The following is a 25,609-nucleotide window of genomic DNA, read 5'->3' on the forward strand; positions in this document are numbered from 1 at the left end:
TTTATTTTAAGTCCAATGAACCTTGTTTAAGATTCTTATTTTTTAAATATTTAATTTTTTGTTCTGCGACTTTTAAAATTTCGTTGGTATTTTCTTCTTCGATAATTTGATAAGCTACTTTGTCGCTAAAAAGTATAAGTCCAAGAGTTTTTTCCTCAATTCCGAACAATTCCGCTAATATTGGAAGCATTTCTTTATTAGCACTTCTTTCTCCGCGTTCAATTTTTCCCAATGTTGATGGGTCAATATCTAGTTTTGATGCAACTTTTCGTATCGGAAGATTTTGGTCTTCCCTTAATTTCCGTAAGTATTCTCCAAACGACTGTTTTGTATTCATTTCGCAGTATTTTTCCTGAAAATATATTCAGGACAATAAATGTCCAAATTTAACAATAGATTTTGTATTTCTATCTAAAAAATTCGATTAATTTATTTCGGTGGTGTGGCGTTGGGGAAAGCCAAGCTCTTTTTATTTTTTGAGGCACGAAAAAAATGAAATGTGCTTGACTGAGCGTTGGCGTTTTAAGTTCAAATGCTGAATTTTAGCACGATTTTTGCATTATGCACAACGTGTTCGTGTATGGTTAGTTGCGTTGGCAAGAACTAAGTTAGCAAAAGAAAACGAGCCAGAGGAAAATCTGTAGAATTTTCCGAGTGCACACATAACAAGCTATTAACTATACACGTTGTTGTACGTAGTTTTTTATTTTAATATATATGCTAATATTATTGCAATCGAAATGTAAAATATCATTCCTAATATTCTCATTTCGGATGCTTGTTTAATTTTACGTTCAAATCCGAATTTTTTAAATCTTTCTATTTCAGATTCATTAAAATCCGTGTTTTTCCATTTATTGATTTTAGCAAAACCAATAGGAATGAAAAAGAAACTTAAAGCTTCCGAATTACTCAAAGGTGCATTTTTACGCTTTTCAGTGTTTTTTTGTTCGAGATTCATTCAGCCTTAGTTCATTTCGGTTCAAGTTCATAACTCTTTAAAATTCCAGTATATAATTCCCACTCAATATCTTTTCCGTTTGTTATTTCAATCGGCAGTTTTTTAAATTCCGATAAAGCTTTATTAATCCGTTTTAGGAATTCAGGTACAGATTTAGTGTAGAAAATCGATGAGCGAATTCCGTCGTGAGTATAAACAATTGTCAAAACAGATTGTAAGTCAGACTCCAAATTTTTAATCAGCGCATCTTCCACTTTTTGCATAAAGATGTTCTCTTCAGGTGTTGGAACTCCGTTTTCAGTTTCCGTCTCAAATGTCCAAACGAATTCAACGTGTTCGGTGTATTGTTTTGAGTCAATAAAATTCTTTAAATGTTGTCTTCCACGAATAATTACTGGTTTTCCATTATTCTCCGTTTCTCCACCAAACCAAGTGTCATTCAATTCCAATTTATTCTCTTTTGATTGAGAAAATAAAGAACTGAAATTCAGTATTAATATTAATGGTAAAATGTTTTTCATCGATTTAGTCAAATTACGTACAACGTCTCCGTATATGAAACGTAGCGTGTTAAAAAACACTTTCGTTTCGGATTATACACGAGCCGAATTTTTATATTTTTCTTGATATCTTTATTTTACTAAAAGCCAAATTCAAAAATTTGGCGGTCTTCGCAAATACACACAAGCCTCTCGAAAAGCCTATAATAGCTATGTTTTATATACATTGTTGCCAGTAGTACTTTATCTTCTAATTCTATCCCAAATGAACTTTTCGGTGTATTCCGCAATCTGTTTTTGAGAGTATTTTAATACAGTCGAATCATCATTCCCAACAAGTCCTTGAATGTATTCTCGTTTTATTTGGATTGGTGGAAACCCGTAAAACATTCTCTGCCATATTAAGTCAAAAGACTTTTCTAAAAAGCTCAATGACTGTTTTACTTTTTCTGTTGTAATTATATTGTTTAATAATTCTTTTCTATTGGTATTCGAAAGAATTTTTACTGTAAAAGCTTCCTCTTCCAAATTCACACTTTGGGCAAAATCGGCTGTGTCATTTAATCCATAAAATTCTTGATAATTTATAGAATCTCTATTTCCAAAAAATTGAACTACAAAATCATTCATAAAAATGATATTTGGATTTCTGTCACTTGTCGAACCAACATAATTTTCAGTAAAAGCTATGTCTCCTCCTAATGTTTCCAAAAATGTAATAGCTAAAGGAAAATGATTAATGTTTTCAGTTTGTCCGTTTAAAATTATTAGACGTAGTTCTTCTTGTACTTTCGGGCTTAATTTGAATATCTCTTCACAAATAGAATTTCTCCAAATTTGGATATAGAAAAACATTCTTATTAATGAGGTTTCTTCGAAAGTCAAATGACTGACTCCAGTAAGGTCCGCATTCCGTAATTTTGGAATAATATCATTAGAAAATTGCGATTCAAATTCCGTAAATGATTTTTCACATACGCTACAAAAAACGTAATCAACGGAAAATGGTATTTGTCGAGCGTTTTCAAGTTCCTCCTCTGTTGGCGCTCTGCCTAATCCTTTTTCTAAATTTACTTCGTCTATTCTCTGAAAATTGAACTCAACAAAAGGATTTCCATTAGATATGTCAAAATAATATCCGCGTTCTCTTTCATTAGTTCCACCAATATTTAGACATTTTCTTATTACACCATCCGATAAATAATGTGTATTTTTCTTATTAGCTTCTCTTTCTTGGCATAAAGCACAATTCATATCGATTGGTTTTTTCGTATTACTGGCAACGGTTGGGCTATGAAACGTAGCGTGCAAAAAGACACGGAACTTTCGGTCTATACCCAAGCCGAATTTTTAAATTTTCTTTTTATCTTATTCTCTCAAAAAGCCAAATTTAAAAATTTGGCGACTTCACAAATATACACGAACCTATCGGAAAGCCTATATTAGCTATGTTTTATAGCCGTTGTTGTCATTAGTTTTTTTTCAGAATGTTGGTTTCACGTCCTTTATTTTATCGTCATAAATGCCTTTATGATATTCATATTTTTCTATAATTCTGAAGTCAAAATTTTGCATTATTTCAAACTCTTTAATTAAAAATAAAAAATTTGGATACCCCAACCCTTCAAGCAATGAGTTGTAAAGAATTAGATAAAGTTCGTCTGATGACAATTGTGCTCTAACAAGAGATGCATAAAATTGTTTTTCCGATTTTTCAATTAATTTCGACTTATATATGAACTTAAAAATGTGGTAAACATTCCTGAAATAATGACTAAGAATTTGCTTGTAATCATCAAAATAAAATTCTTTGTAGGCTTTGTTCATTCTTGCGAGTGCAATCTCTTTGCTTTTAGGTTTATCTTCTGTATAAGTTGATTCTCCTGTCGAACTTTTCACGTTAAAGCTATTTGAATACTTCATTTTTATCTCCAAATCCTCAAATGCTTTTGATAGAACCTCTCGTTTTTCCATTGAAATATTAATCATCATTGACACTTTTGAGAAATTTAATTTATCAACGAGTTCGTGATGCAAATTCAAAAGTTGAAAAAAGGTATTTTCAAATCTTTGGATTTTAAGTGTCTCGCTTTGTTCCTCAAATACTTTTCTCGTTTCAGACAATTCAGTTCTTTGCAGTTCAAATTCTTTTATCTGTTGGTTTAAAGCCGAAACTTGGGCATTTAAAGCGTCTCTATTTATTTCGATATCTTTCCTTTGTTCCGTTAACGCAACATAAAATAGTATTACTCCAGCCAATGACCAAAGAGAACCAACAACTCCGCCAATGAAATCTCCAAGCTGTGCTACTTTTTCGGCATTTACCTTGGATTCTAAAAAGAGACTCTCCTTAAATATGAAAATAGCAATTCCAGCTATGAAAAGAATTACTCCAATCCATAGTAATATCTTACTGTTCTTTTCTGTTAGTGTTTTTTTCAAAATTAATGACAACGGTTTTGTGTATGATTTCGTTGCGTGATTTAAGCATTAAAGTTAGCAAATAAATCACAGATAGAAAGTCCGCGAGGACTTTCGTAAGTAGGCTCTAACTAGCAATGAATTATACACGGTGTTGTAGGTAGTTATTCTACCAATTCATAATGTTAATTTTGTATTCCTCATTTTGATAATGAGAAGTTGCCCAAGCAAAATCTTTTTCAATATCATCTTTTAGATAATAGAACATTCCAATTAATTCAGCTTGGTAAAATATCTCTTCTCTGATTTTAACCGCTAACCATCTTAATTCCGATTCAGATATTGGTCTTTCTAATTCTATCCTTATATCAGCTTTTTTCTTGTATTTCCAATAGTTTTTTTCTGTAATTTTTACTTTACAAGGTTTCTCTTTAGAGTCAGGAATTATTATTTCAGTAAAATAGTTTGGTTCTTTATAAAAACTATCTTCAATTGGTTCTCTTTTAAATTTATAAGTTTCTGGAATTCTCTCGATTTGAAAGTAATTTATTCCACGACCACTTAAGCGTTTCATAATTTCAAGCTTATCTTTTTCAGGCATTCGTAGTCCAAAATATATTGATTTAAGAGCTTGATAATCGTATGAGTGAATTCCGAAATCATCAATAACGATTCTTATTTCTTCTTCGTATTTCCACCTCAATGACTTATATCCAGCCATTTTACGAACGATAGTATCAGATTCAGAACTTTTTATTACATCTTGAAAGTCAATACTTGGTGGATTTTTCTTATAGACTACTGGAAATTGATAAATGTTGTTTGATTTATAAGTTTGTAACAATATATCTAAATCATACTCAATGCAAAATCCTTTGTGAGAGTTAGCATAATGAGCCCAAAGTAGTTCATCGTTATACGTCTTTGATAATGAGTAAATTCCGATTTTCCGAGTAAATGCAAGCAGAGTGTCAACTGCTTCCAAAACTGGCTTAAATTTCTCTTTTGAATTTTTTCCAAAAAAGGGAAGTACAAATTTAGATTGATTAATTAATTGGTCAGAAGTAATAGTAGTTTCACAAGGGTCATTTAGATTAGAAAAATCAGATGCCCAAAAATAATTTCTTTCAATTGAGTTTAAATCACGTTCAAATATTTTTCTATCATCGCTTCCTCGATATTTGTAAACTGTCATCTCAATTAGTTCGTTTTTTTAATTACCTACAACGTTCCGTGTATGGTGTCGTAGCATCCCGAAGGGTGCTATGCACTATACACACTGTTGTAATGCGTTTTTAATATTTCATCAATTGTTTCAACTACAAAATCCACATTTTCTTTACTAAAACATAAAGCGGGTTTAGTTTTAATAATGTTGTCGAAAGGTCCGTCTGTACTTATTAAAATATGTTTCCTGCGTAATTCATTCTTTATATGGCTCGCTAGTTCTGTATTTGGGTCTTTAGAATTATCTTTTACTATTTCGCAACCGATAAATAATCCGCTACCTCTAACATCTCCAATACAAGGATATTTATGCATTAATTCTCTTAAACGCAAAGTATAATATTCACCCACTACTTTAGCATTTTTTTGTAATTCCTCCTCTTCTATAACATCCAATACCGCAGTAGCTATAGCACAAGAAACAGGATTGCCTCCAAATGAGCTAAAAAATTCTACACCCTTTTCAAAAGATGCAGCAATTTCTCCAGTACAAACCACAGCTCCCATAGGATGTCCATTTGCAATGGGCTTGCCAAGTATTACCATATCGGGTATTACATCAGAAGCTTCAAATCCCCAAAAGTGTTTTCCGAGTCGTCCAAAGCCTGTTTGTACTTCATCACTGATACATATTCCACCTTGTGCCCTTATAGCTGGATACACTTCATTTAAATATCCTTTGGGTAGTGGTACTTGACCTGCACAACCTACAATAGGTTCGCTAATAAAGGCTGAAATTGGCACAGTACTCTTTTTAATTTGTGCTACAGCATCTAATCCATATAACTGTCCAGCATTAGGATTGTCTGTTCGATATTTCCCCTTATAAGTGTCTGGTATTGTTGTTTTTATTATGTGTTGTTTCTGACCATTACCTTTAGGGTTGTTGAATTTATAATCACTTATATCAATAGATGTTTGTGTATTACCGTGATAACCAAGCTCCATTACCATCATATGTTTAGAAGCTGTATGGTTATTCGCCATTCTAATAGCTAAATCACTGGCTGCACTTCCAGAGTTGACAAAAAATACCTTATTCAACTTAGAGGGGAAATGGCTCAGTAGTTTTTCAGCATATATGGCTAGTTCGTCAAAAAGGTATCTTGTGTTGGTATTCAATTTAGCCATTTGCTTTTTGCCAGCTTCTACTACCTTTGGGTGCGAATGTCCTACGTGCGGAATGTTATTGTAAGCGTCTAAAAACGTGTTTCCATCAGCATCATACATATATTGAAACGCTGAACGAACCATATGAATTGGGTCTTTATAACTTAATGACAATATAGGGCTGATGTGCTGATGTCTTCTTTTTAGGACTTCTTGAATGTCAATCTGTTTTAGCTTTGGAAAATCTGCCGCTTCTCTGAATTCATTTTCAGCTTTGATTGGATTTATTGCTAACCAACGGTAAAGCATTTTCCAAGCGGATTTCTCGCTAACAGATGCATAGGTATTATCTGGGTCTGTTTTGCGTGCGTGAGCAGAATTACACACGCTAGTGCACAGTCTTGCAGCTATGAGGTAATACAAAATGTTGAGCTCTTTCTCTTCTAAAGGAAGCTCTTGATGGTACGACTTAACGAGGATTATTGCCCATTCGAGTGGATTTTCTTTGTCATAGCAACCGTAAGTGATAGCAATCGCCAATTCGTTAATCAAAAAAGTATGTGCAACATCGCCAAAATCTATGATTCCTGAAATTTCATCATTTTTAACGAGTAAGTTCCATTCGTTAGGATCATTATGAATGACTTGCTTTCTAAGTTCAGGAATAATAGGTCTTACAATCTCTTCGAATTGATTAAAAAAATAGGTTACTATATTTCTATCTTTTGGATTTGGAATATCATTGATGTACTTTTTGTTTAATTCAAAGTATTGAATATCCCATTCCCATTTTCTGGCTTGAATAGTATAGTTTTTAAAACCTTTTAATTTGATATCTAGCTTTGCCAAGAAAGTTCCCAAGGATTCAAATAAGGATGGTGTATGTTTTGCTTTACCAAGAAACTCTCCTTTTAAAAAAGAAAGCATACGCGAAATTACCTTGTCAGTACTTGAGTCTATTACTTTTACAAAGGAATTGTTTTTAAAAGGAACAGGCCTAGGAATATATGAATCAAATTCTTCCTGTAAGTATAGAAGTGTATTATTCTCTGCTTCAACGGTATCTTTTAGTGATTCTGAATATACATAAGTCTTATAGATATAATCATTTTCTACTGTCCTGATATGATAGTTCTTATTATCATAACCATCAAGTATCTTGTTATTTAGTATTTTGATACTAAATTCTTTTTCTAAAAATGTGTTCATTTATTTAAATATCTCGTCAGGGTTAGAAAATGATTTAAATTCCAAAGGGTTACCACTAAAATCAAACACAAACATTGTCAGTTGTTCACCAACCTTTCCTTCGTATCTCTTTTGTGGTTTAACGACAAAGTTAATTTTTTCGGATTCTAAATTCTTTTGAATTCTTTCAAATTTATCTTTATCTAATAAACATCCAAAATGAGGAATTGGAACGCTAATTCCATCCACTTTTCCGCAGTAATCTAATTCGGGAAAATTGTCACTAATGTGAGCTGAAAGCTGATTTTCAAAAAAATCAAAATCAATCCAAGTTTCTGTAGACCTTCCTTCTTTACAGCCCAAAATATCTACATAGAATTCTCTTGTTGATTCTATATCTTTTACTTTAAATGCATAGTGGAATGATGCCATATTGTGTTCTTTTTATGTTTGTGCTCAAATGCATTACAACGTGATTGTGTATGATTTCGTTGCGTGTTTAAGCACTAAAGTTAGCAAATAAATCACAGATAGAAAGTCCGCGAGGACTTTCGTAAGTAGGCTATAACCAGCAATGAATTATACACGGTGTTACCCAACGTTTTTTATCATTTCGTTTATTCTTCTTTCCGCTTCTGTTTTTAAAATACCATCATAATAATCTCGAACAAATGGATGGTCAAAATCTTCGTGAGGAAAAATTTCAGGTCTGTTATTTCCACTTTTTGTCATTACGTCGCAAGGAATTGAAGATGTATCTCCATATTCAGGAACATTGCTACATAACCAACCAAAATATCCAGTTTCGTGATTCGGATTATTGTAATTTTCTTTATAGTCTAAATAACTTTTTTCGCTTAATGATACCCAAAGTCCGTATTCCAAAGTTTCACAAGCGTCTTTTACTTTTTGAGTAAGAGTTACTCTTATAAAACGGTCAATTTGGTCTTCATAATGAATTTCGCAAAAGTCGGATTCTAATTTTCCAAATTCAGACTTTTCTTGGTCGGAAAGGAAATCGTAATTCGCAGGCGATTTAAACGCCAAAGCAGGCCATTCTGAATGGACTTTTCCACATTCAGAGCACTTAAATTCAGTCTTTTTATTTTTCTTTCTTTTCCAAAACATTATTCATTCGGTATTGTAACAAAACCAGTCCAAATCATAACAATATAGATTAAGCACATTATCGAAGCAATTTTAAAAAACACTGTGAAAATTTTAAAAATTACAGGTGCTTTTTCGACCAATCCTGTTTCATTTCTGACGTGAAAATCTTTTAATCTTCCAGTAAGTATTGGTCCGACTTTTCTAAAAAAGAAAAATCCGAAAAGCATAAATAAAGAAAGTCCAATTTTAAATCCCATTTCGGTTGTTGTTAAATGTTGGGTAACGGTCTCGGCTATGAGTAGTTGCGTGGTTTAGCACTTAACTTTGCAAGTACACACCAAGTTGGAAATTCCGCAGGAATTTCCAAAGTAGGCGAGAACAAGCAATTACTTATAGCCATTGTTGTGCATAGTTTTTTATACTTCAAATGTTTCTAAATTAAATTTTTCTCTCAGCTTAATATCTATTTCAATAATTAAGTTATTAATCAGTCCATTAATTATCGAAAGCTGGTCGTATTTGAACAAAAGCTGATGTCCAACAATTTCTTTAAAATTTGGAAATTCATCTGCTAATTCTTGAGTGATTATTCCTCGATTATGCACTATTAAATTTCTTTGTTTTATGACCATTGAAAAGTCTTTTTCGTCAGTTTCATTGTCAAACAATTTGATACCTAATCTATCGAGAAAATACTTCTTTATATCTTCAATACTTCCATAAAAAAGCTCTTTGATTTTCTTGTCAGATAATGCTTTTTTCAATTCCTCAATACTGCCGAATGAAAGCATAAAATCATAGCTTTCTTTTTCTTTGGAAGATTTTAAAACTCTCGGTTCTTTTACTACGACTTCACTTAAAACATCTTTAAAATAGCAAAGTGCATTGTCAACAATCCTACAGTATGCCATTTGTCCAAAGTATAATTCGTAACTATTTAGGTCAAAAATTGCATCGGAATCTTGTGATTGAAAGAACGACTCCAATTTTTCTGAAATTATATTTGGGTTTTCTTCTTTAAAAACTTCAGTTAGTTGGCTTTTTAATTTGTCTTTGTCATTATGTTCCGCAAACAATATGAACATAAGCATAAATTCAAGATTTACACTTTCATTGATAAAAGTTCCATACGAAGCTGTATTTCGAAGTAGAACTTTTGTTCCGAATTTGTTTAAAACTATGTCAGGATGTTTGTCTTTCATAAATTATGCACAACGGTTGTGTATATGGCTCGTAGCGTGCAAATAAGCTGTTTCCTTTCGGTTGAGCACAAGCCAGATTTTTAAATTTTACTATTTATCTTTTTTATTGGAAATCGTCAAATTTAAAAATTTGGCGACTTTCCAAATATGCCTTAACTTCGATTAAGCAACTAATTAGCTATGAGCTATATACTGTGTTGTGCGTAGGCTTTTCAGTTCGTTAATTCTCGAATTTCCCTAATTATTTTCTCAAATTCTATTTCTCCTACGGTTTTGTCCCTTTTCCTAATCCGATATAATTTCGAATTGGAAAGACTAAATATCTTGTCCTTTATTTTGTCTTTTTCTTTTTGTTCTTTCGTGTCGTGATAAACGCTGTCAAGTTCAAAGAAATAAATTGGATAGTAATTTTTAAATGGCTCAAAAACCGCAAAATCTATTGATGACTTAAAGAAGAAATTTCTTTCTGTTTGTGTCAAATTATCTTTTATCAAGTCATATTGAATTATGTTACTCAAAGCAACATTTGGATAAACTTGATAAGTGTCAAATACTCTTTTTAAGGCAATAAAAAATTCGCTTTCTTGGTAGGAATTGAACATAGATTTTATTGCATTAATTCCATTATCATCTAATTTATTTTCTGTTGTTAAAATTCTTTCTTCAGAGCTGTTTTGTATTTCTATCGGAAATTCTTTGTGATAATCTTCGATAATTGAAATCGCTATTTCATTTTTTGGAAAATTTTTAGCATAATTATACGCTAAAGAAATATTGTCTTTGTTTCCATTTGCTAAAGCAATTACTATTGTCTCGTTCTGTTCAGGTGTTAGTTTTATGAAATTTCCAGCATTTAATAATGTCAATTTGCCTAAATTCTCAATAAAATCCTTTTCGGTTTCAAGTGAACTAGCTTTCTGAACCATTACTTGAATAGTCGTTTGAGAAGCTTGTTCCAACATCAGGTCGGACTTAATAATATCCTTATTCCGATAAAATATATCAATCAATTCAGTCCAGTTTTCTTGCTGTAAAAATTGGTATATATTTTCTTGATTTATCATTCAGTTTCTTTTCAGTTCGGATTTTTTTCAGCTTACGCACAACGGTCTTGTGTATGAAACGTAGCGTATAAATTAACGCTAACTTTTCGGATTTAGCACTAGCCGAATTTTTTATTTTTATGTTTAATTTTCTTATATAAATATAACCAAATAAAAAATTTGGCGTACTTTGTAAATATACAAAAACCTCTCAGAAAGCCTATAATAGCTATGTTTTATACACGTTGTTGTAAGTAGTGCTTTTCACGTACTGCTTAGTTTTCCGATGTTTGTTATTTAGTTCAAATGTGAGCGTTGGCAAGACATACTCTTTTGCAATTTTTGGCGTAGTGTTGGCTGTAGCGAATTGCGAATGTGCATGGCTTTAAGTTAGGTTAATTTATCTTTCTTAGCTCAAATAAATCTTTTCGTCTGTCTCTTAAGTTCTTTACTGCACCGAATTGATTTAATTCTCTTAGTAGATCAATATCTACATCTGCAATAAGAATCATTTCTGTATTGGGTGTGGCTTCTGCCTTTATTCCGTTTGTAGGAAATGAAAAGTCACATGGCGTAAATACCATGGACTGTGCAAACTGGATATCCATATTTTCAACGTTTGGTAAGTTCCCCACACTTCCTGCAATAGCAACATAGCATTCATTCTCTATTGCTCTAGCTTGTGAACAATGTCTCACACGAGAATATCCATTTTGAGTATCAGTTAAAAATGGCACAAAAAGAATATCCATTCCTTCATCTGCAAGCAATCTACTTAGTTCGGGAAACTCAGAATCATAACAAATAAGAATGCCGATTTTTCCACAGTCGGTATCAAAAGCTTTTATCTGATTTCCACCTTGCATTCCCCAAACTTTTGCTTCATCAGGTGTAACATGTAACTTTTCATAGCGTTCAACTGTACCATCTCGTCTACACAGATAACCTACATTATATAAACCACCATCTCTCATTTCGGGCATACTTCCTGAAATGATGTTGATATTGTATGAAATAGAAAATTCAGAAAACTTATCTACAATTGCTTTCGTATGCTTTGCAAGTTCACGAATTGCCTCTGGTGTACTTAAATGGTTGTCTTTTGCCATTAAAGGCGCGTTAAAAAATTCTGGAAATAAGACAAAATCTGATCTATAACCTGCGACAGCATCGATGAAATATTCAGCTTGATTCAATAATTCATCTAAATCCTTATAAGGACGCATTTGCCATTGAATTAATCCTAAACGAACATTTTTCTTCTTGGTTACTGCTTTCTTTGTTGGTTTTTGATAATAAATGTTATCCCATTCCATCAAAATGGCAAACTCTCCAGAAGCTTCATCACCTTCTAAATAGCCTTTAATTACTTTTGTAGGGTGAAAATCATTAGCTATTTGAAAGTTTAAAACAGGGTCATTTATCTCTTTAAGTTTTACTTTCTCAATATATTCTTTAGGTGAAATGTCACTTGAATATTTACTATAATTAGGCATTCTTCCACCAAAGGCAATACCTCTTAAATTAAGTTTTTCGCAGACTTCTTTGCGATAATCATATAGTCGTCTTCCCAAACGCAATCCTCTAAATTCTGGCTTGATAAAAACATCGACTCCATACATCACATCGCCATCGTTGGTATGTGTGTTAAAAGAATAATTACCTGTTATATCTGTGTATGAATGGTTATCTTCAAAATCATCATAATCTACAATAATGGATAATGCACAGCCAGCAAGTTGTCCGTTAATCTTAATAACAACTTGCCCTTCGGGGAATTTGTTTATTAATGATTCAATATGGTGTTCTTTCCAATATGAATCTGGCATATTAGTATATGCAGAAATCATTGTTGTTTTAAGCTCTTGATAATCTTTTAAATCCAAAAACTTCAGTTCAATGTTTTCAATGTCTTTTGTTTTCATTTAATCTTCTGTACTGAACACCTCTTCAGCATTTTTAAAATGTTTAAATTCTACACTATACCCATCTGGGTCTTTAACAAAAAAAGATATGTGTTCTCCGGTTTTGTTTTCCAAAAATGTAGCTTCTGTCGTTACTTCCAAATCTTTTTCAATAAGTCTTGAATACAGCTTTCCCCAAGTATCTCCATCAACGATAATTCCAAAGTGAAAAGATGGCAGTAAATTACCATTCAATCTATAGTTCTTGAAATCAAAATTAAAATTACCTGCTTGAGTAAAAGTCAATTGGTTACCATATAAGTTAATATCTAACCAAGTGTCTGTGTTTCTACCTTGTTTTGCTCCTAGAACAAACACATAAAAGTCTCTAGTCTTTTCAATGTCTTTGCAAGGCAAAGCTAAATGGAATGATGCTTTCATAATACTGAGTTTTATTTTGTTTCTTTTCTATACTTATCACAATATATAAGTACTGTGCTTCGATCTTCCTTATCTAAAAAATCTAAGGTATCGTACCAAGGTACCCAAGATATCCTTTCAAATTTTTCAGGCTCAAGAAGTTTTTCTCCTTCAATTACTTTAGAAGTTATGAAATAATGCTTAAAAACTTCCTCATTTTCCTTTGTTACATTTTTTTTTGTAATAAAATAGGTCAATTCTTTTTTCTTGAACTTAATACCTATTTCTTCTTTGGACTCTCTTATTAAGGCTTTTAAATCTGTCTCCTTTTTCTTTTGAATTCCACCAGGCAAAGTATATTTCTTTTTAGAGCCAACCTTCTCTAATACCAAAAGATTTTTACCTTTAAAGGCAAGTAATCTTGATTTATTGATACTTTTAAGCTTCATCAAATACTTAATTAAGATTTATTCATCCTCAAATGAGTCTTGAAATGGGTCTTGTACTGCTTCTGGATCGTCGTCATCAAAATCTTCATAATCATCTTCATCGTAGTCTTCTATCACTTTTTCAAGTCTTGCGCTAACTTTTACTAAATACTTGGTGTCTTCAGTCATAATTTCAACCGCTTCTATAAGTTCATTTTTAGCATTTCTAAATGTGATGATATCTCTATCATCATATCCATCAGGAAACTTTTCAACAACCATTGCCAAAATCTCTGGCGTCAATTTTTTAAAATCGACAATCACTCTTTTCAAATTTGGATTATTATTACTTTTCATGTGTTAATATTTATTGTTTTTTCAATGGTCACATGGAACATCCATAGTATCATTTTCTTGTATGATTAAGAACTAATAAAGGATGTTTCATAATTACATGTTTAATAAGTAAGCAAATATAAGTGGTGCAACAATGGTCGCATCACTTTCTATGATAAACTTTGGTGTATCGATATCCAATTTACCCCAAGTAATCTTTTCATTTGGCACTGCCCCAGAATATGACCCATAACTTGTGGTTGAATCACTAATTTGACAAAAATAACACCAAAATGGCGTGTCAGTGCGTTCCATATCCTGATACAACATAGGAACTACACAAATAGGAAAATCACCAGCTATGCCACCACCAATTTGAAAGAAGCCAATACCATTTTCAGAATTATCTGTATACCAGTCAGCTAGGAAGGTCATATATTCAATACCTGACTTCATTGTACTTGCCTTTAACTCGCCTTTGAGTACATAACTGGCAAAAATATTACCCATAGTACTGTCTTCCCAACCTGGGCAAATAATAGGTAAATTCTTTTCCGCTGCTGCATACATCCATGAGTCTTTTAAATCAATCTCATAGTATTCTTCTAAAACTCCAGACAATAGCATTTTGTACATGTACTCATGTGGTAAATAGTGTTCGTCATTAGCTTCTGCATCTTTCCATATTTTATAGATATGCTGTTGCAATCTTCTAAACGCTTCTTCTTCAGGAATACATGTATCAGTCACACGATTTAAACCTTTTTCTAATAAATCCCATTCTTCTTGCGGTGTTAAATCACGATAATTAGGAACACGTTTATAATGGGAATGTGCCACTAAATTCATGATGTCTTCTTCAAGATTTGCACCAGTACAAGAAATGATTTGTACTTTATCCTGACGTATCATTTCCGCAAAAATCTTCCCTATTTCGGCAGTACTCATTGCTCCTGCTAAGGACACTAACATTTTAGAACCCTTATCCAATTGTTCTTGATAGGATTTTGCAGCATCTACAACTGTAGCTGCATTAAAATGCAAATAATATTTTTCTATAAAGTTTGATATAGCTCCTTTAGTAGTCGTCTTCATCATCATCGAATTTTGAGAAATTATTTGTTAGCGGTTTTTCATTGTAATCATTATCAAAATCATCATTGGCATCTTCTTGTTGAAATTTGTAGCTCAACATTTTGTAATATAGCTTAGCTGCTAAAAAATCTGATGACTTATCATTTTCATTTGGACAAAGCTCTACAATATCAAAACCAACCACATTTTTTTCTTCAAAAACCTGCTTTAAAAACTCTAAAGTTTCATACCACAATAAACCTCCAGGTTCAGGTGTTCCAGTACTTGGAAGTATAGAAGGGTCAAACGCATCTAAATCAAATGTTATAAATACGTTATTAGTCATTTGATCAATAGCTGTATCCATCCAAGTATCGTCTGTAGCCATTTCGTGGGCGAAATATGTCTTATCCAAATCCATAACAGATTTTTCTTTGATATCCATAGAACGAATTCCAACTTGAATTAAATTTGTGTTCTGACTCGCCTCATAGACTGCACATGCATGATTACACGAGCTATTCTCATAACTTTTTCTAAGGTCAGCATGAGCATCGATATGTAATACCGTCAGGTTATCATAGCACTCATTAAAAGCTCTAATTGTTCCAATAGAAACCGAATGTTCACCACCAAAAACCGTTACAAATTTGTTCTTTTTTATAAAGCGTTTTGTCTCTTGATGAACAGCATCTATCATTGCCTCTGGCGTAGCATTAATAGTAACAGGGTCTGATAAATAAATCCCATTTTTATAAACCTCTGAATCGGTTTCAATGTCATAAAGTTCCATGTTTTCGGATGCTTCTAAAAAAGCTGTTGGGCCTTTATCAGCTCCTTTTTGCCAAGTGCTTGTTCCATCGTAAGGAACAGGAATTAGTACAATGCTTGCTTGTTCTAATTTTGCAAATTCTTCTGGTATACCTGCGTAAGTTTTAGTTTTCATTTTATTTGTCTGCTATTTGTAATTCAGCATTCTTATTTATTGTTTCTGTTGTGTATGGTTCAGGTTTAAAATCATAACCTAAAATCTCAAGAAAATCTTCGCTTTTTTGCTGTTCTCTAAAAAGCTGTGTGATGAGATTTCCATGATCATCTCTATCAATTAATATGTGTTTAGGTGCAGGGATTAAACAATGTTGCAAACCTCCATACCCACCAATGGTTTCTTGATAAGCACCTATATTAAAAAACCCAATGTATAATGGCTTTTCCTTATGATATTTTGGTAAGTAGATGGCATTCATGTGTTGCTCACTATTGTAATAATCATCACTATCACATGTTAAGCCTCCAAGCAATACGCGTTCATAAGAGTCATTCCAACGGTTAATTGGCAACATGATAAAACGTTTATTAATCGCCCATGTGTCTGGAAGCGTCGTAATAAACGAAGAGTTTATCATGTTCCATTTTTCTCTGTCGTTTTGTTGCTTCTGATACAACACTTCATAAATTGCTCCACCACTTTCACCTACGGTAAAACTTCCAAATTCTGTAAAAATGTTTGGAACATCTACACCTTCTTCGTCACATGTTAATTTAATTTGATTGACTATTTCATCAATCATGTATTCATAATCAAAATCGAACGCTAATGAGTTCTTTATTGGGAATCCACCACCAATATTTAAGCTATCTAATGTTGGACAAACTTTTTTCAAACTTGTATATACCTTCAAACATTTTAAAAGTTCATTCCAATAGTAAGCATTATCTCTAATGCCTGTATTAATGAAAAAATGAAGCATTTTAAGTTGAACTTTAGGGTTCTCCTTAATTTGTTTATTGTAAAAAGGCACAATATTTTTATAACCAATACCTAATCGAGACGTATAAAACTCAAATTTTGGTTCTTCTTCTGAAGCGATACGAATACCAATATTGTAATTGCCTTGAATTTCATTTGAAAGCAAATCAATCTCTTCATAATTATCTATGACAGGAATACAGTTTTGATGTCCGTTATTTATGAGTCTTGCAATATTTGTAATGTACTGTGCTCTTTTAAACCCATTACTAATAACGAAAGTGTCATTCGTTATTTTACCCTCTTTTTTTAATGTTTCAACTATATCTATATCAAAAGCTGAAGAGGTTTCAATATGAATGTCATTTTTTAATGCTTCATTTAAAACGTGTTTAAAGTGAGAGCTTTTAGTGCAATAACAATAGTTATAACTACCTTCATACTTGTGCTTTTCAATTGCTTTACTAAACCACCCTTTTGATCTTTTTATATTGTCTGAAATCTTTGGTAGGTAAGTAAATTTTAAAGGTACTCCATAAGTTTGAACCAATTCGTTTAGGTCTATCCCATGAAACTGTAACTGATTTTTATCAAGAATGAATTCATCTTGAGGAAAATCAAAAGTTTGATTGATTAAATCAATGTATTTTGTATTCATTATTTTTATTAAATATGATTGGTAATAAATAGAAAGTTTGAAACCTAAGTTTCAAAAGAATAGAAATAGCAGTTATAATCTCAAACTTGAATTTGGCTTTGCGTAGTGGGCACAAAACCATATATATGCTGACTGGCAGCAATTTTAGAAGCGGAAGTTAGCTCTAAAATTCGGTTACTTATCTTATAAGCTGCTTTTGAATATGACTTCCTGATTTTCAAAAGCCCGAACATAAAAACACGTTTCAATTTGTTCAGCTAAAAACTCCTATGATAAAAGTTTTTACAATACAAATGAAATGAAAAAAATTGAATAAAAAAGAAATTTTAAAAAAAAATATAATACTTGAAAATTAGATTTATTAAAAACCAATTAAAATGTTTTAAAGTGGCTTTTGAAAACAGCTCTTTTATTTTTTTTTGCGTTGGCATTTAGCATTGGAAAAAAATGAATGTGCTGTTTGCGCGTTGGCTTTTTTAGTTCAAATGTTGAATTTCAGCTCGATTTCGGCATTACTTACAACGGTCTGGTGTATGATTTCGTTGCGTGTTTAAGCACTAAAGTTAGCAAATAATCACAGATAGAAAATTCCAGCGGAATTTTCGTAAGTAAGCCTTTATTAGCAATGAATTATACACATTGTTAGCAACTGGCTTTATTCTTTTATTCATTCAGCTTTTTCAATGTTCCGTCATCATTGATAAATTCAAATTGATGGTTTTGGTCAATTATTATTCCACCTTGATTTATAAATGTTCCGAACATTCCTCGCCAATCTTCATTGTCAGATTCCTTATTAGAATCCCAACGAATAATTCCGCAAAAATTTGGTTCGTCCAGTTCAGATTTGATTACTACTCCGAATTCTCCATCAAGATATACTTTTGTTCCGTGAACAAAATCGTGATTCTTTTTCCAATTATTAACTCTTTCAAAAATTCTATTGCCTAATTCCTCTCCTTGTTTTCCAGTAAAATCATCCCATTCACAAGTTGGTGCAAACCAATACCAGATTTGCGTGAAATCAGCAACATTATCTTTTTCAATTTCGTAAAGGTGCTCAACAAAAGCATCATAAAACTCTTCTGCTGAAGTGAACTTTCCAGAATGTCCACCTTTAAATTCCGACAACATTTTTTCCGCGAAATGTAAGTCCGAAAATAACTCAAACAGTTCCCACTTTTTCCAATACTCAATTTTGGAAAGTCCTTTAGATTTTTTCTTAAATATTCGGTTAAACATTGTCGTTTTTTCAGCTTGTTGCTAACGGTCTCGTATATGAAACGTAGCGTGTTAAAAGACGCTATCGATTCGGGTTATACACGAGCCGAATTTTTATTTTTTCTATTTATTTTTTAATTTCTAAATATACAAAAATAAAAATTTGGCGGACTTAATAAAGAAGCAAAAACCTCTCGGAAAGCCTTTAATAGCTATGTTTTATATACATTGTTGTGCATAGTGCTTTTCACGTTCTGCTTGGTTTTCCGATCTTTGTTATTTAGTTCAAATGCGAGCGTTGGCAAGACATACTCTTTTACAGTTTGGGCGAAGCGTGGATGATGCGACTGGAAATGTGTATGGCTTTGAGCGTTGGCAATTCCGATTAAGTATTTTAATTCTATAACTAAATCCATCGTCTTACTTTTTCTGCGTATTCGGTATATTCATTTCCGAACTCACGCTTTAAAAACTCTTCTTCTAATCTAATTTGTGTATTCACGCTTAAAGTAGATAATGAGATTATTAGTAAAGTAAACGCATTTGGGATGACAAGAAACAATCCAATATTTGCAATCATAATTCCGAGAAATATTGGGTTTCTTGAAATTGAAAAAACTCCTTTTGTTACTAATTTAGTTTTGTTCTTTTCGTCAATTCCAATTCTCCAAGAACTTGCCATTTGGCTTTGAGAAATCCATACCACAATCAATGATACAAACAAAAGTATCCAACCAATTTTTTGTAAAGTAGGATTTTCTAAATACCAAAACGGAAGTAAATATTCATACCATTCATTTTTGAAAGCATAGATTCCAATAATAATAAGTTCAAAAGCTGTGATAAATTTAAAAACCTTACCATTATAATCGTGAGCGTTATTTGTTTTTTTAAACGTTAAAGGATTTATTCCTGTCTTTTTCCAAAGCAATACAGACCTTAAAACAAACACCAATAAAAAATATAATATTAGGTAAGCGAATAATAACATAGTTTCCAATTTGATACAAAAGTGCTCTAAAAAACAATGCAATGGAAGTGCAATTACTGACCACTACATTTATCACAAATTCCTTTTACTACCAAGTTTACATTTTCTGAAACAAACCCATCAGGCACTTTAATTTGAGGGATTTTATGCTCTGTTAGACAAACAGTTTCGTTACAGTTGTTACAATGAAAATGCAAATGCAAATCGGTTTCAAGTTCACAATTACATCCCTTTTCGCACAAAGCATATTTTGTAATTCCTGTACCATCGTCTATTTGATGTACAATATCTTTTTCTTCAAATGTTTTGACGGTTCTGTACAACGTTGTTCTATCTGCTTTCTCAAAAGCATTTTCTATATCGCTTAATGTAACAGCAATTTGCTTTTCTGCAAGGAACTTGTAGATTAACAAACGCATTGCTGTTACACGAATATTTTTAGATTCTAATAATTCTTCTATTGTTTGCATAATTAATCGTGGTCTTCGTTTCCAAATGGTTTAATTATTATGCCTACGCTAAATATAAATCCATCTGTTGGTGCATATATTTCTGGAAAGATAGGATTTTCGTGTGGTGGTAAAACTAATGGTGAAAACCTACTTTGTCTTCTATCTGTGAAATTTTCAAAGTTCACAAATGCACTACCAAATTTAAAATTACGCATTAATAGTAAACCCATTGTTACAAAGTCTGTTGTTTCAGTTCCATTTGATAAAAATTGCTTTCCAGTATAAAATGTTTCATAACCTATTCGCCATTTTTCAGATTCATACATCAACACGCTTCCTGCGTTATGTTTTGCTGTTAAGGGCTTTTGCGGATTTCCTGCCAAATAGTTCAATTTTGTATCTATTAGCGCATAATTTAAAAACCATCTAAAGTCTTTGTAGGAAAACTTTATGTTTGTTTCTGCTCCTTTGCTTAAAATTTCATTGTTTGCATTTTCAAATGCAAACAATCCATTATCTGTACTATTTAATAATAAACCGTTGTTTATTGCAGAAACGTAAAAAAGCTGATTAATAGAAAAACTAATACTCTCAAATAGACGAGTTTTATAATTAAAATCAAGATTTAAACCATAAGAACGTTCTGCTTTTAAGTTTGATTTATCTATACCAAGTACATTTTCGAAATTTATAAATTCTGCTTCTTCTGTGAAAATATCAGGTATTTTGTAGCCTAAACCACCACCAATTCTGCTTGAAAATCCATTGTCATTTTTATACAATAATGAAATTCTTGGAAGAGGAAAAAACCCAAAATCCGTATTGTAATCTGCTCTCAATCCAGTTTCTAAAATCCAATTATCTGAAAGGTCATAAATATTGTTTGCAAACATTCCATAAGTTATATCTGTTTGGTCACGTTGTAAAGTTGCATTATCATTCTCATCAAAGTTTGAAGTATATAAGTTTGCTCCAAAAATCCAATCAGCTTTTGAAGTTGCTTTTTGATAGGTAACTTCTGTAAACGTGTTGATTTGTTTACCGTCAAAATTAAAATCTGGAATAGTAAGGTTTCTATCGAAAAAGGAAACACTATTTTTTATGTTTAAAGAGCTTATTGAATCTATTTGTGTTTTATAAACTGCTTGACTGCTTACTCTTTTTGAGATATTTTCTTCTGTATATTGATGAATTCCATTTTCTCCACTTTCAATTTTTGTTACATCTCCACCAATTCTGTCATCGTAAGTTCCATTTAAACCAATCCAAAACGTTGTTTTTTCTGATGGATAATAAAAGAATTTTGGGTTGAATGAAATAGAAGTTGTTTTTGGCAAATTACTAAAACCATCATTTTCTGGGTCGTATACTTTTTGAGAATGACCAGAACCGTAAAGTGAAACACCAAATTTCTCATTTCGCTTGCTGTAAAATACATTTGCTGTACTTCCTAATGCTTGGGTTTGCGTTAACATAATATCTAAAGCTGGTTCTTCGTCAGGTGTTTTTGATACCATATTTATCAATCCTGCAATTGCTCCTCCACCATATAGTGTTGAAGAACTTCCTTTAATAATTTCAAACTGTTGCAAGTCCAAAGGTGGAATTTGTAATATGCTCAAACCACTTGAAAAACCTCCGTAAAGAGGAAATCCATCTCTCAAAAGTTGCGTGTAACGTCCATCGAGTCCTTGAATTCTAATATTTGTACTTCCGCTACTTAAAGAGGTTTGTTGCATTTGAATTCCTGTACTTTCACGAAGTACCATTGAAATATTTGTTGGGTTCATAATGGCTTTTTCTCCCAATTCTTCTGCTCCAATAAATTCTATTCTTGTTGGAATTTTTTTAACGGTTCTCGTACTTCTTGATGATTGTAAAACAACTTCGTCCAATTCGTTTCCGCCACTTTTTAATTTGAAAATTAAATCTGAATTATTTGGGATTAGAATAGTAGTTTTTAAGGTTTCAAAACCTAAAAATGAAATTATTATAATATGTTCTCCGTTTGGAACTTCTGTAAAAGTTGCAATTCCGTCAAAATCGGTTACTGCTCCTTTTTCTAATTCCTCAAAATATACTGTTGCTCCAAATAACGGTTCGTTTTCGGATTCTGAAACTACTTTTATTTGTATATCAGATGTTTGCGCTTTTATAGAAAAGCACATTACGATTGTGAGCATTGCGCTCAATATGTATTTATTCATTGAAAATGTAAAAATTAATTAACTAAAAATTTTTGACTTGTGGTCGATAAATTAGCTAATCAATTGAGGCGGTTGCCAGATGTTGGAATGAAAATTAAATCTGTAGATTGATTGATAAACAGATAGAATTTCTGTAGAAATTTGTTTGTTTAAACCTAAATTAAAAGTTTGAATTGGTTGATATGTAATTGCGATTCCGCAACAATTACAAATACAAGTTATTGGACAAGTATCATCACTATCATTTTGATGATTGTGTTCAGCAGTTATTTCGTCTTGGTGTTGGTCTTCGGCATTATTTCCGTCGGAACAAGGTTTTATTGACAAAACAAGTATTAATAAAGATAATATGATAGTGATAAATTTCATTGGCACAAAGATAGAGAATTATTAATGCAATGGTATTGCAAAGTCATTTCTTAATTCTGTTTTGCGTTCCATTTTGAGCGTTGGCTAAAAACAGCTCTTTTATTTTTTTTAAGCGTTGGCTTTTTGTGGCTGGAAAAAAATAAATGTGCTGTTTATGCGGTTGGCTTTTTTAGTTCAAATGTTGATGTTTAGCACGATTTCCGCATTATGCACAACCGTACTTGTGTATGGTGTGTTGCGTATAAACAGCCAGAAATTATCGGATTAAAAACTAAATAAATTAACAATAACAAGCCTTTGAAATAACAGAAATTAGCAATAGACTATACACGTTGTTAACTACTGTAAGCGGTTAAAGGGCATAAAACTTAGATTATGACACCAAAAGGAAAAGCAAAGAGTATGATTGATAAATACTACTCTCACTTAACAGATGTTTTGATGAATGCAGAAGCTAAAGAATTTGCAACGGTTTGCTCTTTGCTTTGTGCAAGAGAAGTAATAACTGAATTAAATAAGATACCAAGTAAAGACTTGAGTGACTTACATTATTGGACTAATGTGGAAAAAGAAATAGATGACCTGATGTAGCTTATTGTAGTTAACACGTAAATATAACCAATTAATCATTTGCATAATAATATAGTTAAATCTATTTACAAGCCTTGTATCACCTCATATTAAAAAATACACGCAATTCGTTATTTTGTATATCAAATTTTATTATTTTTAAATTATTATATACAAAATGAAGAATAAATGAACTTGGTCAATTACAGATTTGTTACAGCAAAGCATAGAGATAAAGATGTAATTTTTATTAGGTTTCCATACAATACTATTCTTCAAAAACAACTTCGAGAAAGATTTCCTTCTGCTAAATATAGTGCCACAAATAAATGTTGGTACTTACCAGATATTCCTGCCGTTAGAGAACAATTGCGATTAACTAAAGAATTAATAGGTCAAAAATTATTATCGAGAATTCATTTTGTTAATCAAAATGCATTTATAGCGTATAGAGACCAGTTACATCTAAAAGCGTATAGTGTGCATACACAGCGCATGTATCTTTCTGAATTTGCCGAATTATTAGAGTTATTAAACGATTATCATGTAGACAATTTAAATGCTAAACGGCTTAAAGATTATTTTCTTTATTGTGTTCAAAAGCTGAAAATGAAAGAACGTAAACTCAATGGAAAAATTAATGCTGTAAAATTTTATTTCGAGCAAGTATTACATAGACCCAAAATGTTTTTTGATATTCCTAGACCCAAAAAGCCAGCATCATTACCTAAGTTATTGAGCAAGCGAGATGTTAAACGAATCATTAAGGTAACCATAAACCTAAAACACAGAACAGCTATTAAATTGTGCTATGGTATGGGTTTACGTGTTTCTGAAGTTGTAAATATTAAGCTTTGCGATATAGATAGTACAAGAATGTTAGTGCATGTTGTTGGTGCTAAAGGCAAAAAGGATAGGTATGTGCCATTACCAGAGTCAATCTTAGACGAGCTAAGAAATTATTATAAAGTTTATAATCCTAAAGAGTATCTTTTTGAAGGACAATATGGCGGTATGTATTCTAAAAGTAGTTTACAGTCTATATTTAAAAAGGCGATGGCAAAAGCTTGTATTAATAAAAAAATAGGTATTCATGGATTACGTCACAGCTATGCCACACATTTGCTAGAATCTGGTGCAGATCTGCGATTTATACAAGAGCTATTAGGACATCATTCTATTAAAACGACACAGATATATACTAAAGTTTCTCATAGAAGTATACAGAATATTAGTAGCCCTTTAGACACACTTTAATAAACACTAATAAAAAAGAGGGCAGAAGCCCTCTTACAAAATTATATGTAATACAGATTACTCTGCAGTTTCCTCCATAGTATGATACACATTCTGTACATCATCATCTTCCTCGAGCTTTTCTAATAGTTTTTCTACATCTTCGGCTTGCTCTGCTGTTAAGGTTTTAGTGACTTGTGGTATACGCTCAAATCCAGAGGAAATAATTTCAATGTTGTTGTCTTCTAAATAAGATTGTATGTTTCCGAAACTTTCAAATGGTGCATAAATTAATACACTTGTTTCTTCTTCACCATCTTCATTTTCGTCTGTATCTTCAAAAATTTCTTCAACACCAAAATCAATCAATTCTAATTCTAACTCTTCTAAATCTAACCCTTCGCCTTTAATCTTAAAATTACAGGTATGATCAAACATAAACACAACAGAACCAGACGTACCTAAACTTCCATCCGTTTTATTAAAGTAAGAACGTACATTGGCTACTGTACGTGTGTTATTATCAGTTGCAGTTTCTACAAGTACAGCAATGCCGTGTTGTGCATAGCCTTCAAAAAGGACTTCTTTATAATCACCTTGTCCTTTTTCACTTGCTTTTTTTATGGCGCGCTCTACATTAGCCTTTGGCATGTTTACAGCTTTGGCATTCTGTATTACTGCTCTTAAGCGGGAGTTACTATCAGGATCTGGACCACCTTCCTTTACTGCCATTACAATATCCTTTCCTATACGTGTAAAGGCCTTACTCATTGCAGACCACCGTTTCATTTTTCTTGCTTTTCTAAACTCAAAAGCTCTTCCCATCAAAAATTTATTTTTGTTCCCATGCACATGGAAAACTTATTAAACATTATAGCTGTAAAAAAGTACAGCTGATTTCAAATATAATTCTTTTACAAAATTCTGCAAACTCATTTATTCGTCGGCTTCAACAATCTCCTCAATCGCTTCAGCTAATTTAAAATCCTTATGGGTTACTCCATCTGCATCGTGTGTTGATAATGAAATTTTTAAAACATTATACACATTACTCCAATTAGGATGATGGTTTTGTGCTTCGCACTCAAAAGCAATTCTGCTCATGGCGCTAAAGCAATCTTTAAAATTATCGAACTCTAATTCCACGTGTATGGCATTATCGTAATAATCCCATTCTGGAAAGTGTAATAATTTTTTTTCTATTGTTGATGCGTCTAACTTCATAATATCA

28 protein-coding genes are annotated in these 25,609 nt (G+C 32.0%); 2 read left to right on the forward strand and 26 right to left on the reverse strand.

Features of this window, described 5'->3' with window-relative positions; genetic code table 11:
- Position 1: 1 nt before the first annotated feature.
- The 24 genes from SJY34_RS01565 to SJY34_RS01680 all read right to left on the reverse strand — a co-directional run bounded on the left by SJY34_RS01565 (position 2) and on the right by SJY34_RS01680 (position 22,572).
- Entirely contained in the window at positions 2-337 is a 336-nt protein-coding gene (locus SJY34_RS01565; protein ID WP_400078282.1) for a helix-turn-helix domain-containing protein, read from the reverse strand.
- A gap of 366 nt (positions 338-703) precedes the next feature.
- A complete protein-coding gene (locus SJY34_RS01570) occupies positions 704-961 on the reverse strand; it encodes a hypothetical protein (RefSeq protein ID WP_400078284.1) in 258 nt (85 codons plus the stop codon).
- An 11-nt stretch (positions 962-972) separates the two neighbouring features.
- Complete coding sequence (locus SJY34_RS01575) at positions 973-1,482, reverse strand: DUF695 domain-containing protein (RefSeq protein ID WP_400078286.1); 510 nt, start codon at positions 1,480-1,482, stop codon at positions 973-975.
- A 222-nt stretch (positions 1,483-1,704) separates the two neighbouring features.
- Positions 1,705-2,715: a hypothetical protein gene (locus SJY34_RS01580; RefSeq protein ID WP_400078288.1), complete on the reverse strand. Its 1,011-nt coding sequence runs from the start codon at positions 2,713-2,715 to the stop codon at positions 1,705-1,707.
- A gap of 228 nt (positions 2,716-2,943) precedes the next feature.
- On the reverse strand, positions 2,944-3,903 hold the full coding sequence (locus SJY34_RS01585) for a putative phage abortive infection protein (RefSeq protein WP_400078290.1): 960 nt from the start codon (positions 3,901-3,903) through the stop codon (positions 2,944-2,946).
- Positions 3,904-4,051: 148 nt separating this feature from the next.
- A complete protein-coding gene (locus tag SJY34_RS01590) occupies positions 4,052-5,077 on the reverse strand; it encodes a DUF2971 domain-containing protein (protein ID WP_400078292.1) in 1,026 nt (341 codons plus the stop codon).
- 68 nt (positions 5,078-5,145) lie between these two features.
- The gene (locus SJY34_RS01595; protein WP_400078293.1) at positions 5,146-7,428 is read right to left on the reverse strand and encodes an aminotransferase class III-fold pyridoxal phosphate-dependent enzyme; all 2,283 of its coding nucleotides are present in this window, start codon (positions 7,426-7,428) and stop codon (positions 5,146-5,148) included.
- Positions 7,429-7,839, reverse strand: coding sequence for a VOC family protein (locus tag SJY34_RS01600; RefSeq protein WP_400078295.1), 411 nt, complete (start codon positions 7,837-7,839; stop codon positions 7,429-7,431). It abuts the gene before it with no gap.
- A 159-nt stretch (positions 7,840-7,998) separates the two neighbouring features.
- Positions 7,999-8,535, reverse strand: a complete 537-nt coding sequence (locus SJY34_RS01605) for a DUF2199 domain-containing protein (protein ID WP_400078296.1) — start codon at positions 8,533-8,535, stop codon at positions 7,999-8,001.
- The gene (locus tag SJY34_RS01610; protein ID WP_215954968.1) at positions 8,535-8,774 is read right to left on the reverse strand and encodes a hypothetical protein; all 240 of its coding nucleotides are present in this window, start codon (positions 8,772-8,774) and stop codon (positions 8,535-8,537) included. The genes SJY34_RS01605 and SJY34_RS01610 overlap by 1 nt, the downstream gene beginning before the upstream one ends.
- Positions 8,775-8,933: 159 nt before the next feature.
- Positions 8,934-9,719, reverse strand: coding sequence for a hypothetical protein (locus SJY34_RS01615; RefSeq protein ID WP_400078298.1), 786 nt, complete (start codon positions 9,717-9,719; stop codon positions 8,934-8,936).
- 212 nt (positions 9,720-9,931) lie between these two features.
- A complete protein-coding gene (locus SJY34_RS01620; RefSeq protein ID WP_400078299.1) occupies positions 9,932-10,783 on the reverse strand; it encodes a DUF2726 domain-containing protein in 852 nt (283 codons plus the stop codon).
- A 374-nt stretch (positions 10,784-11,157) separates the two neighbouring features.
- A complete protein-coding gene (locus SJY34_RS01625; protein ID WP_400078300.1) occupies positions 11,158-12,687 on the reverse strand; it encodes a bifunctional GNAT family N-acetyltransferase/carbon-nitrogen hydrolase family protein in 1,530 nt (509 codons plus the stop codon).
- Positions 12,688-13,107, reverse strand: coding sequence for a VOC family protein (locus SJY34_RS01630; protein WP_400078301.1), 420 nt, complete (start codon positions 13,105-13,107; stop codon positions 12,688-12,690).
- An 11-nt stretch (positions 13,108-13,118) separates the two neighbouring features.
- Positions 13,119-13,535, reverse strand: coding sequence for an NUDIX hydrolase (locus SJY34_RS01635; RefSeq protein WP_400078302.1), 417 nt, complete (start codon positions 13,533-13,535; stop codon positions 13,119-13,121).
- Between the two features lie 18 nt (positions 13,536-13,553).
- Positions 13,554-13,871: a hypothetical protein gene (locus SJY34_RS01640; RefSeq protein WP_400078303.1), complete on the reverse strand. Its 318-nt coding sequence runs from the start codon at positions 13,869-13,871 to the stop codon at positions 13,554-13,556.
- Between the two features lie 93 nt (positions 13,872-13,964).
- Positions 13,965-14,945 (reverse strand): deoxyhypusine synthase family protein, encoded by a 981-nt coding sequence (locus SJY34_RS01645; protein ID WP_400078304.1) that lies wholly within the window; start codon positions 14,943-14,945, stop codon positions 13,965-13,967.
- Positions 14,929-15,870, reverse strand: a complete 942-nt coding sequence (gene speB, locus SJY34_RS01650) for an agmatinase (RefSeq protein ID WP_400078305.1) — start codon at positions 15,868-15,870, stop codon at positions 14,929-14,931. The genes SJY34_RS01645 and speB overlap by 17 nt, the downstream gene beginning before the upstream one ends.
- A 1-nt stretch (position 15,871) precedes the next feature.
- Positions 15,872-17,332 (reverse strand): arginine decarboxylase, encoded by a 1,461-nt coding sequence (locus SJY34_RS01655; RefSeq protein ID WP_400078306.1) that lies wholly within the window; start codon positions 17,330-17,332, stop codon positions 15,872-15,874.
- A gap of 663 nt (positions 17,333-17,995) precedes the next feature.
- Entirely contained in the window at positions 17,996-18,574 is a 579-nt protein-coding gene (locus tag SJY34_RS01660; RefSeq protein WP_400078308.1) for a hypothetical protein, read from the reverse strand.
- A 385-nt stretch (positions 18,575-18,959) separates the two neighbouring features.
- Positions 18,960-19,544 carry a methyltransferase family protein gene (locus SJY34_RS01665; protein WP_400078309.1) on the reverse strand — a complete coding sequence of 195 codons (585 nt, stop codon included), beginning with the start codon at positions 19,542-19,544 and terminating at the stop codon, positions 18,960-18,962.
- Between the two features lie 53 nt (positions 19,545-19,597).
- Positions 19,598-20,014, reverse strand: a complete 417-nt coding sequence (locus SJY34_RS01670; protein WP_151675465.1) for a Fur family transcriptional regulator — start codon at positions 20,012-20,014, stop codon at positions 19,598-19,600.
- Between the two features lie 2 nt (positions 20,015-20,016).
- The gene (locus tag SJY34_RS01675) at positions 20,017-22,203 is read right to left on the reverse strand and encodes a TonB-dependent receptor domain-containing protein (RefSeq protein ID WP_400078310.1); all 2,187 of its coding nucleotides are present in this window, start codon (positions 22,201-22,203) and stop codon (positions 20,017-20,019) included.
- 51 nt (positions 22,204-22,254) lie between these two features.
- Positions 22,255-22,572: a DUF6660 family protein gene (locus SJY34_RS01680; RefSeq protein WP_400078311.1), complete on the reverse strand. Its 318-nt coding sequence runs from the start codon at positions 22,570-22,572 to the stop codon at positions 22,255-22,257.
- A 375-nt stretch (positions 22,573-22,947) separates the two neighbouring features.
- Between SJY34_RS01680 and SJY34_RS01685 the strand changes: the two genes are divergently transcribed.
- On the forward strand, positions 22,948-23,163 hold the full coding sequence (locus SJY34_RS01685) for a hypothetical protein (protein ID WP_400078312.1): 216 nt from the start codon (positions 22,948-22,950) through the stop codon (positions 23,161-23,163).
- 168 nt (positions 23,164-23,331) lie between these two features.
- Entirely contained in the window at positions 23,332-24,399 is a 1,068-nt protein-coding gene (locus SJY34_RS01690; protein WP_400078313.1) for a tyrosine-type recombinase/integrase, read from the forward strand.
- 57 nt (positions 24,400-24,456) lie between these two features.
- Here SJY34_RS01690 and SJY34_RS01695 read toward each other — a convergent pair whose 3' ends face one another.
- On the reverse strand, positions 24,457-25,203 hold the full coding sequence (locus SJY34_RS01695; RefSeq protein WP_400078315.1) for a YebC/PmpR family DNA-binding transcriptional regulator: 747 nt from the start codon (positions 25,201-25,203) through the stop codon (positions 24,457-24,459).
- A 111-nt stretch (positions 25,204-25,314) separates the two neighbouring features.
- Entirely contained in the window at positions 25,315-25,602 is a 288-nt protein-coding gene (locus SJY34_RS01700) for a 4a-hydroxytetrahydrobiopterin dehydratase (protein ID WP_400078316.1), read from the reverse strand.
- Positions 25,603-25,609 lie beyond the last annotated feature (7 nt).

Origin of the sequence: Winogradskyella sp. R77965, assembly GCF_044594915.1 — a bacterium.
GTDB lineage: Bacteria > Bacteroidota > Bacteroidia > Flavobacteriales > Flavobacteriaceae > Winogradskyella.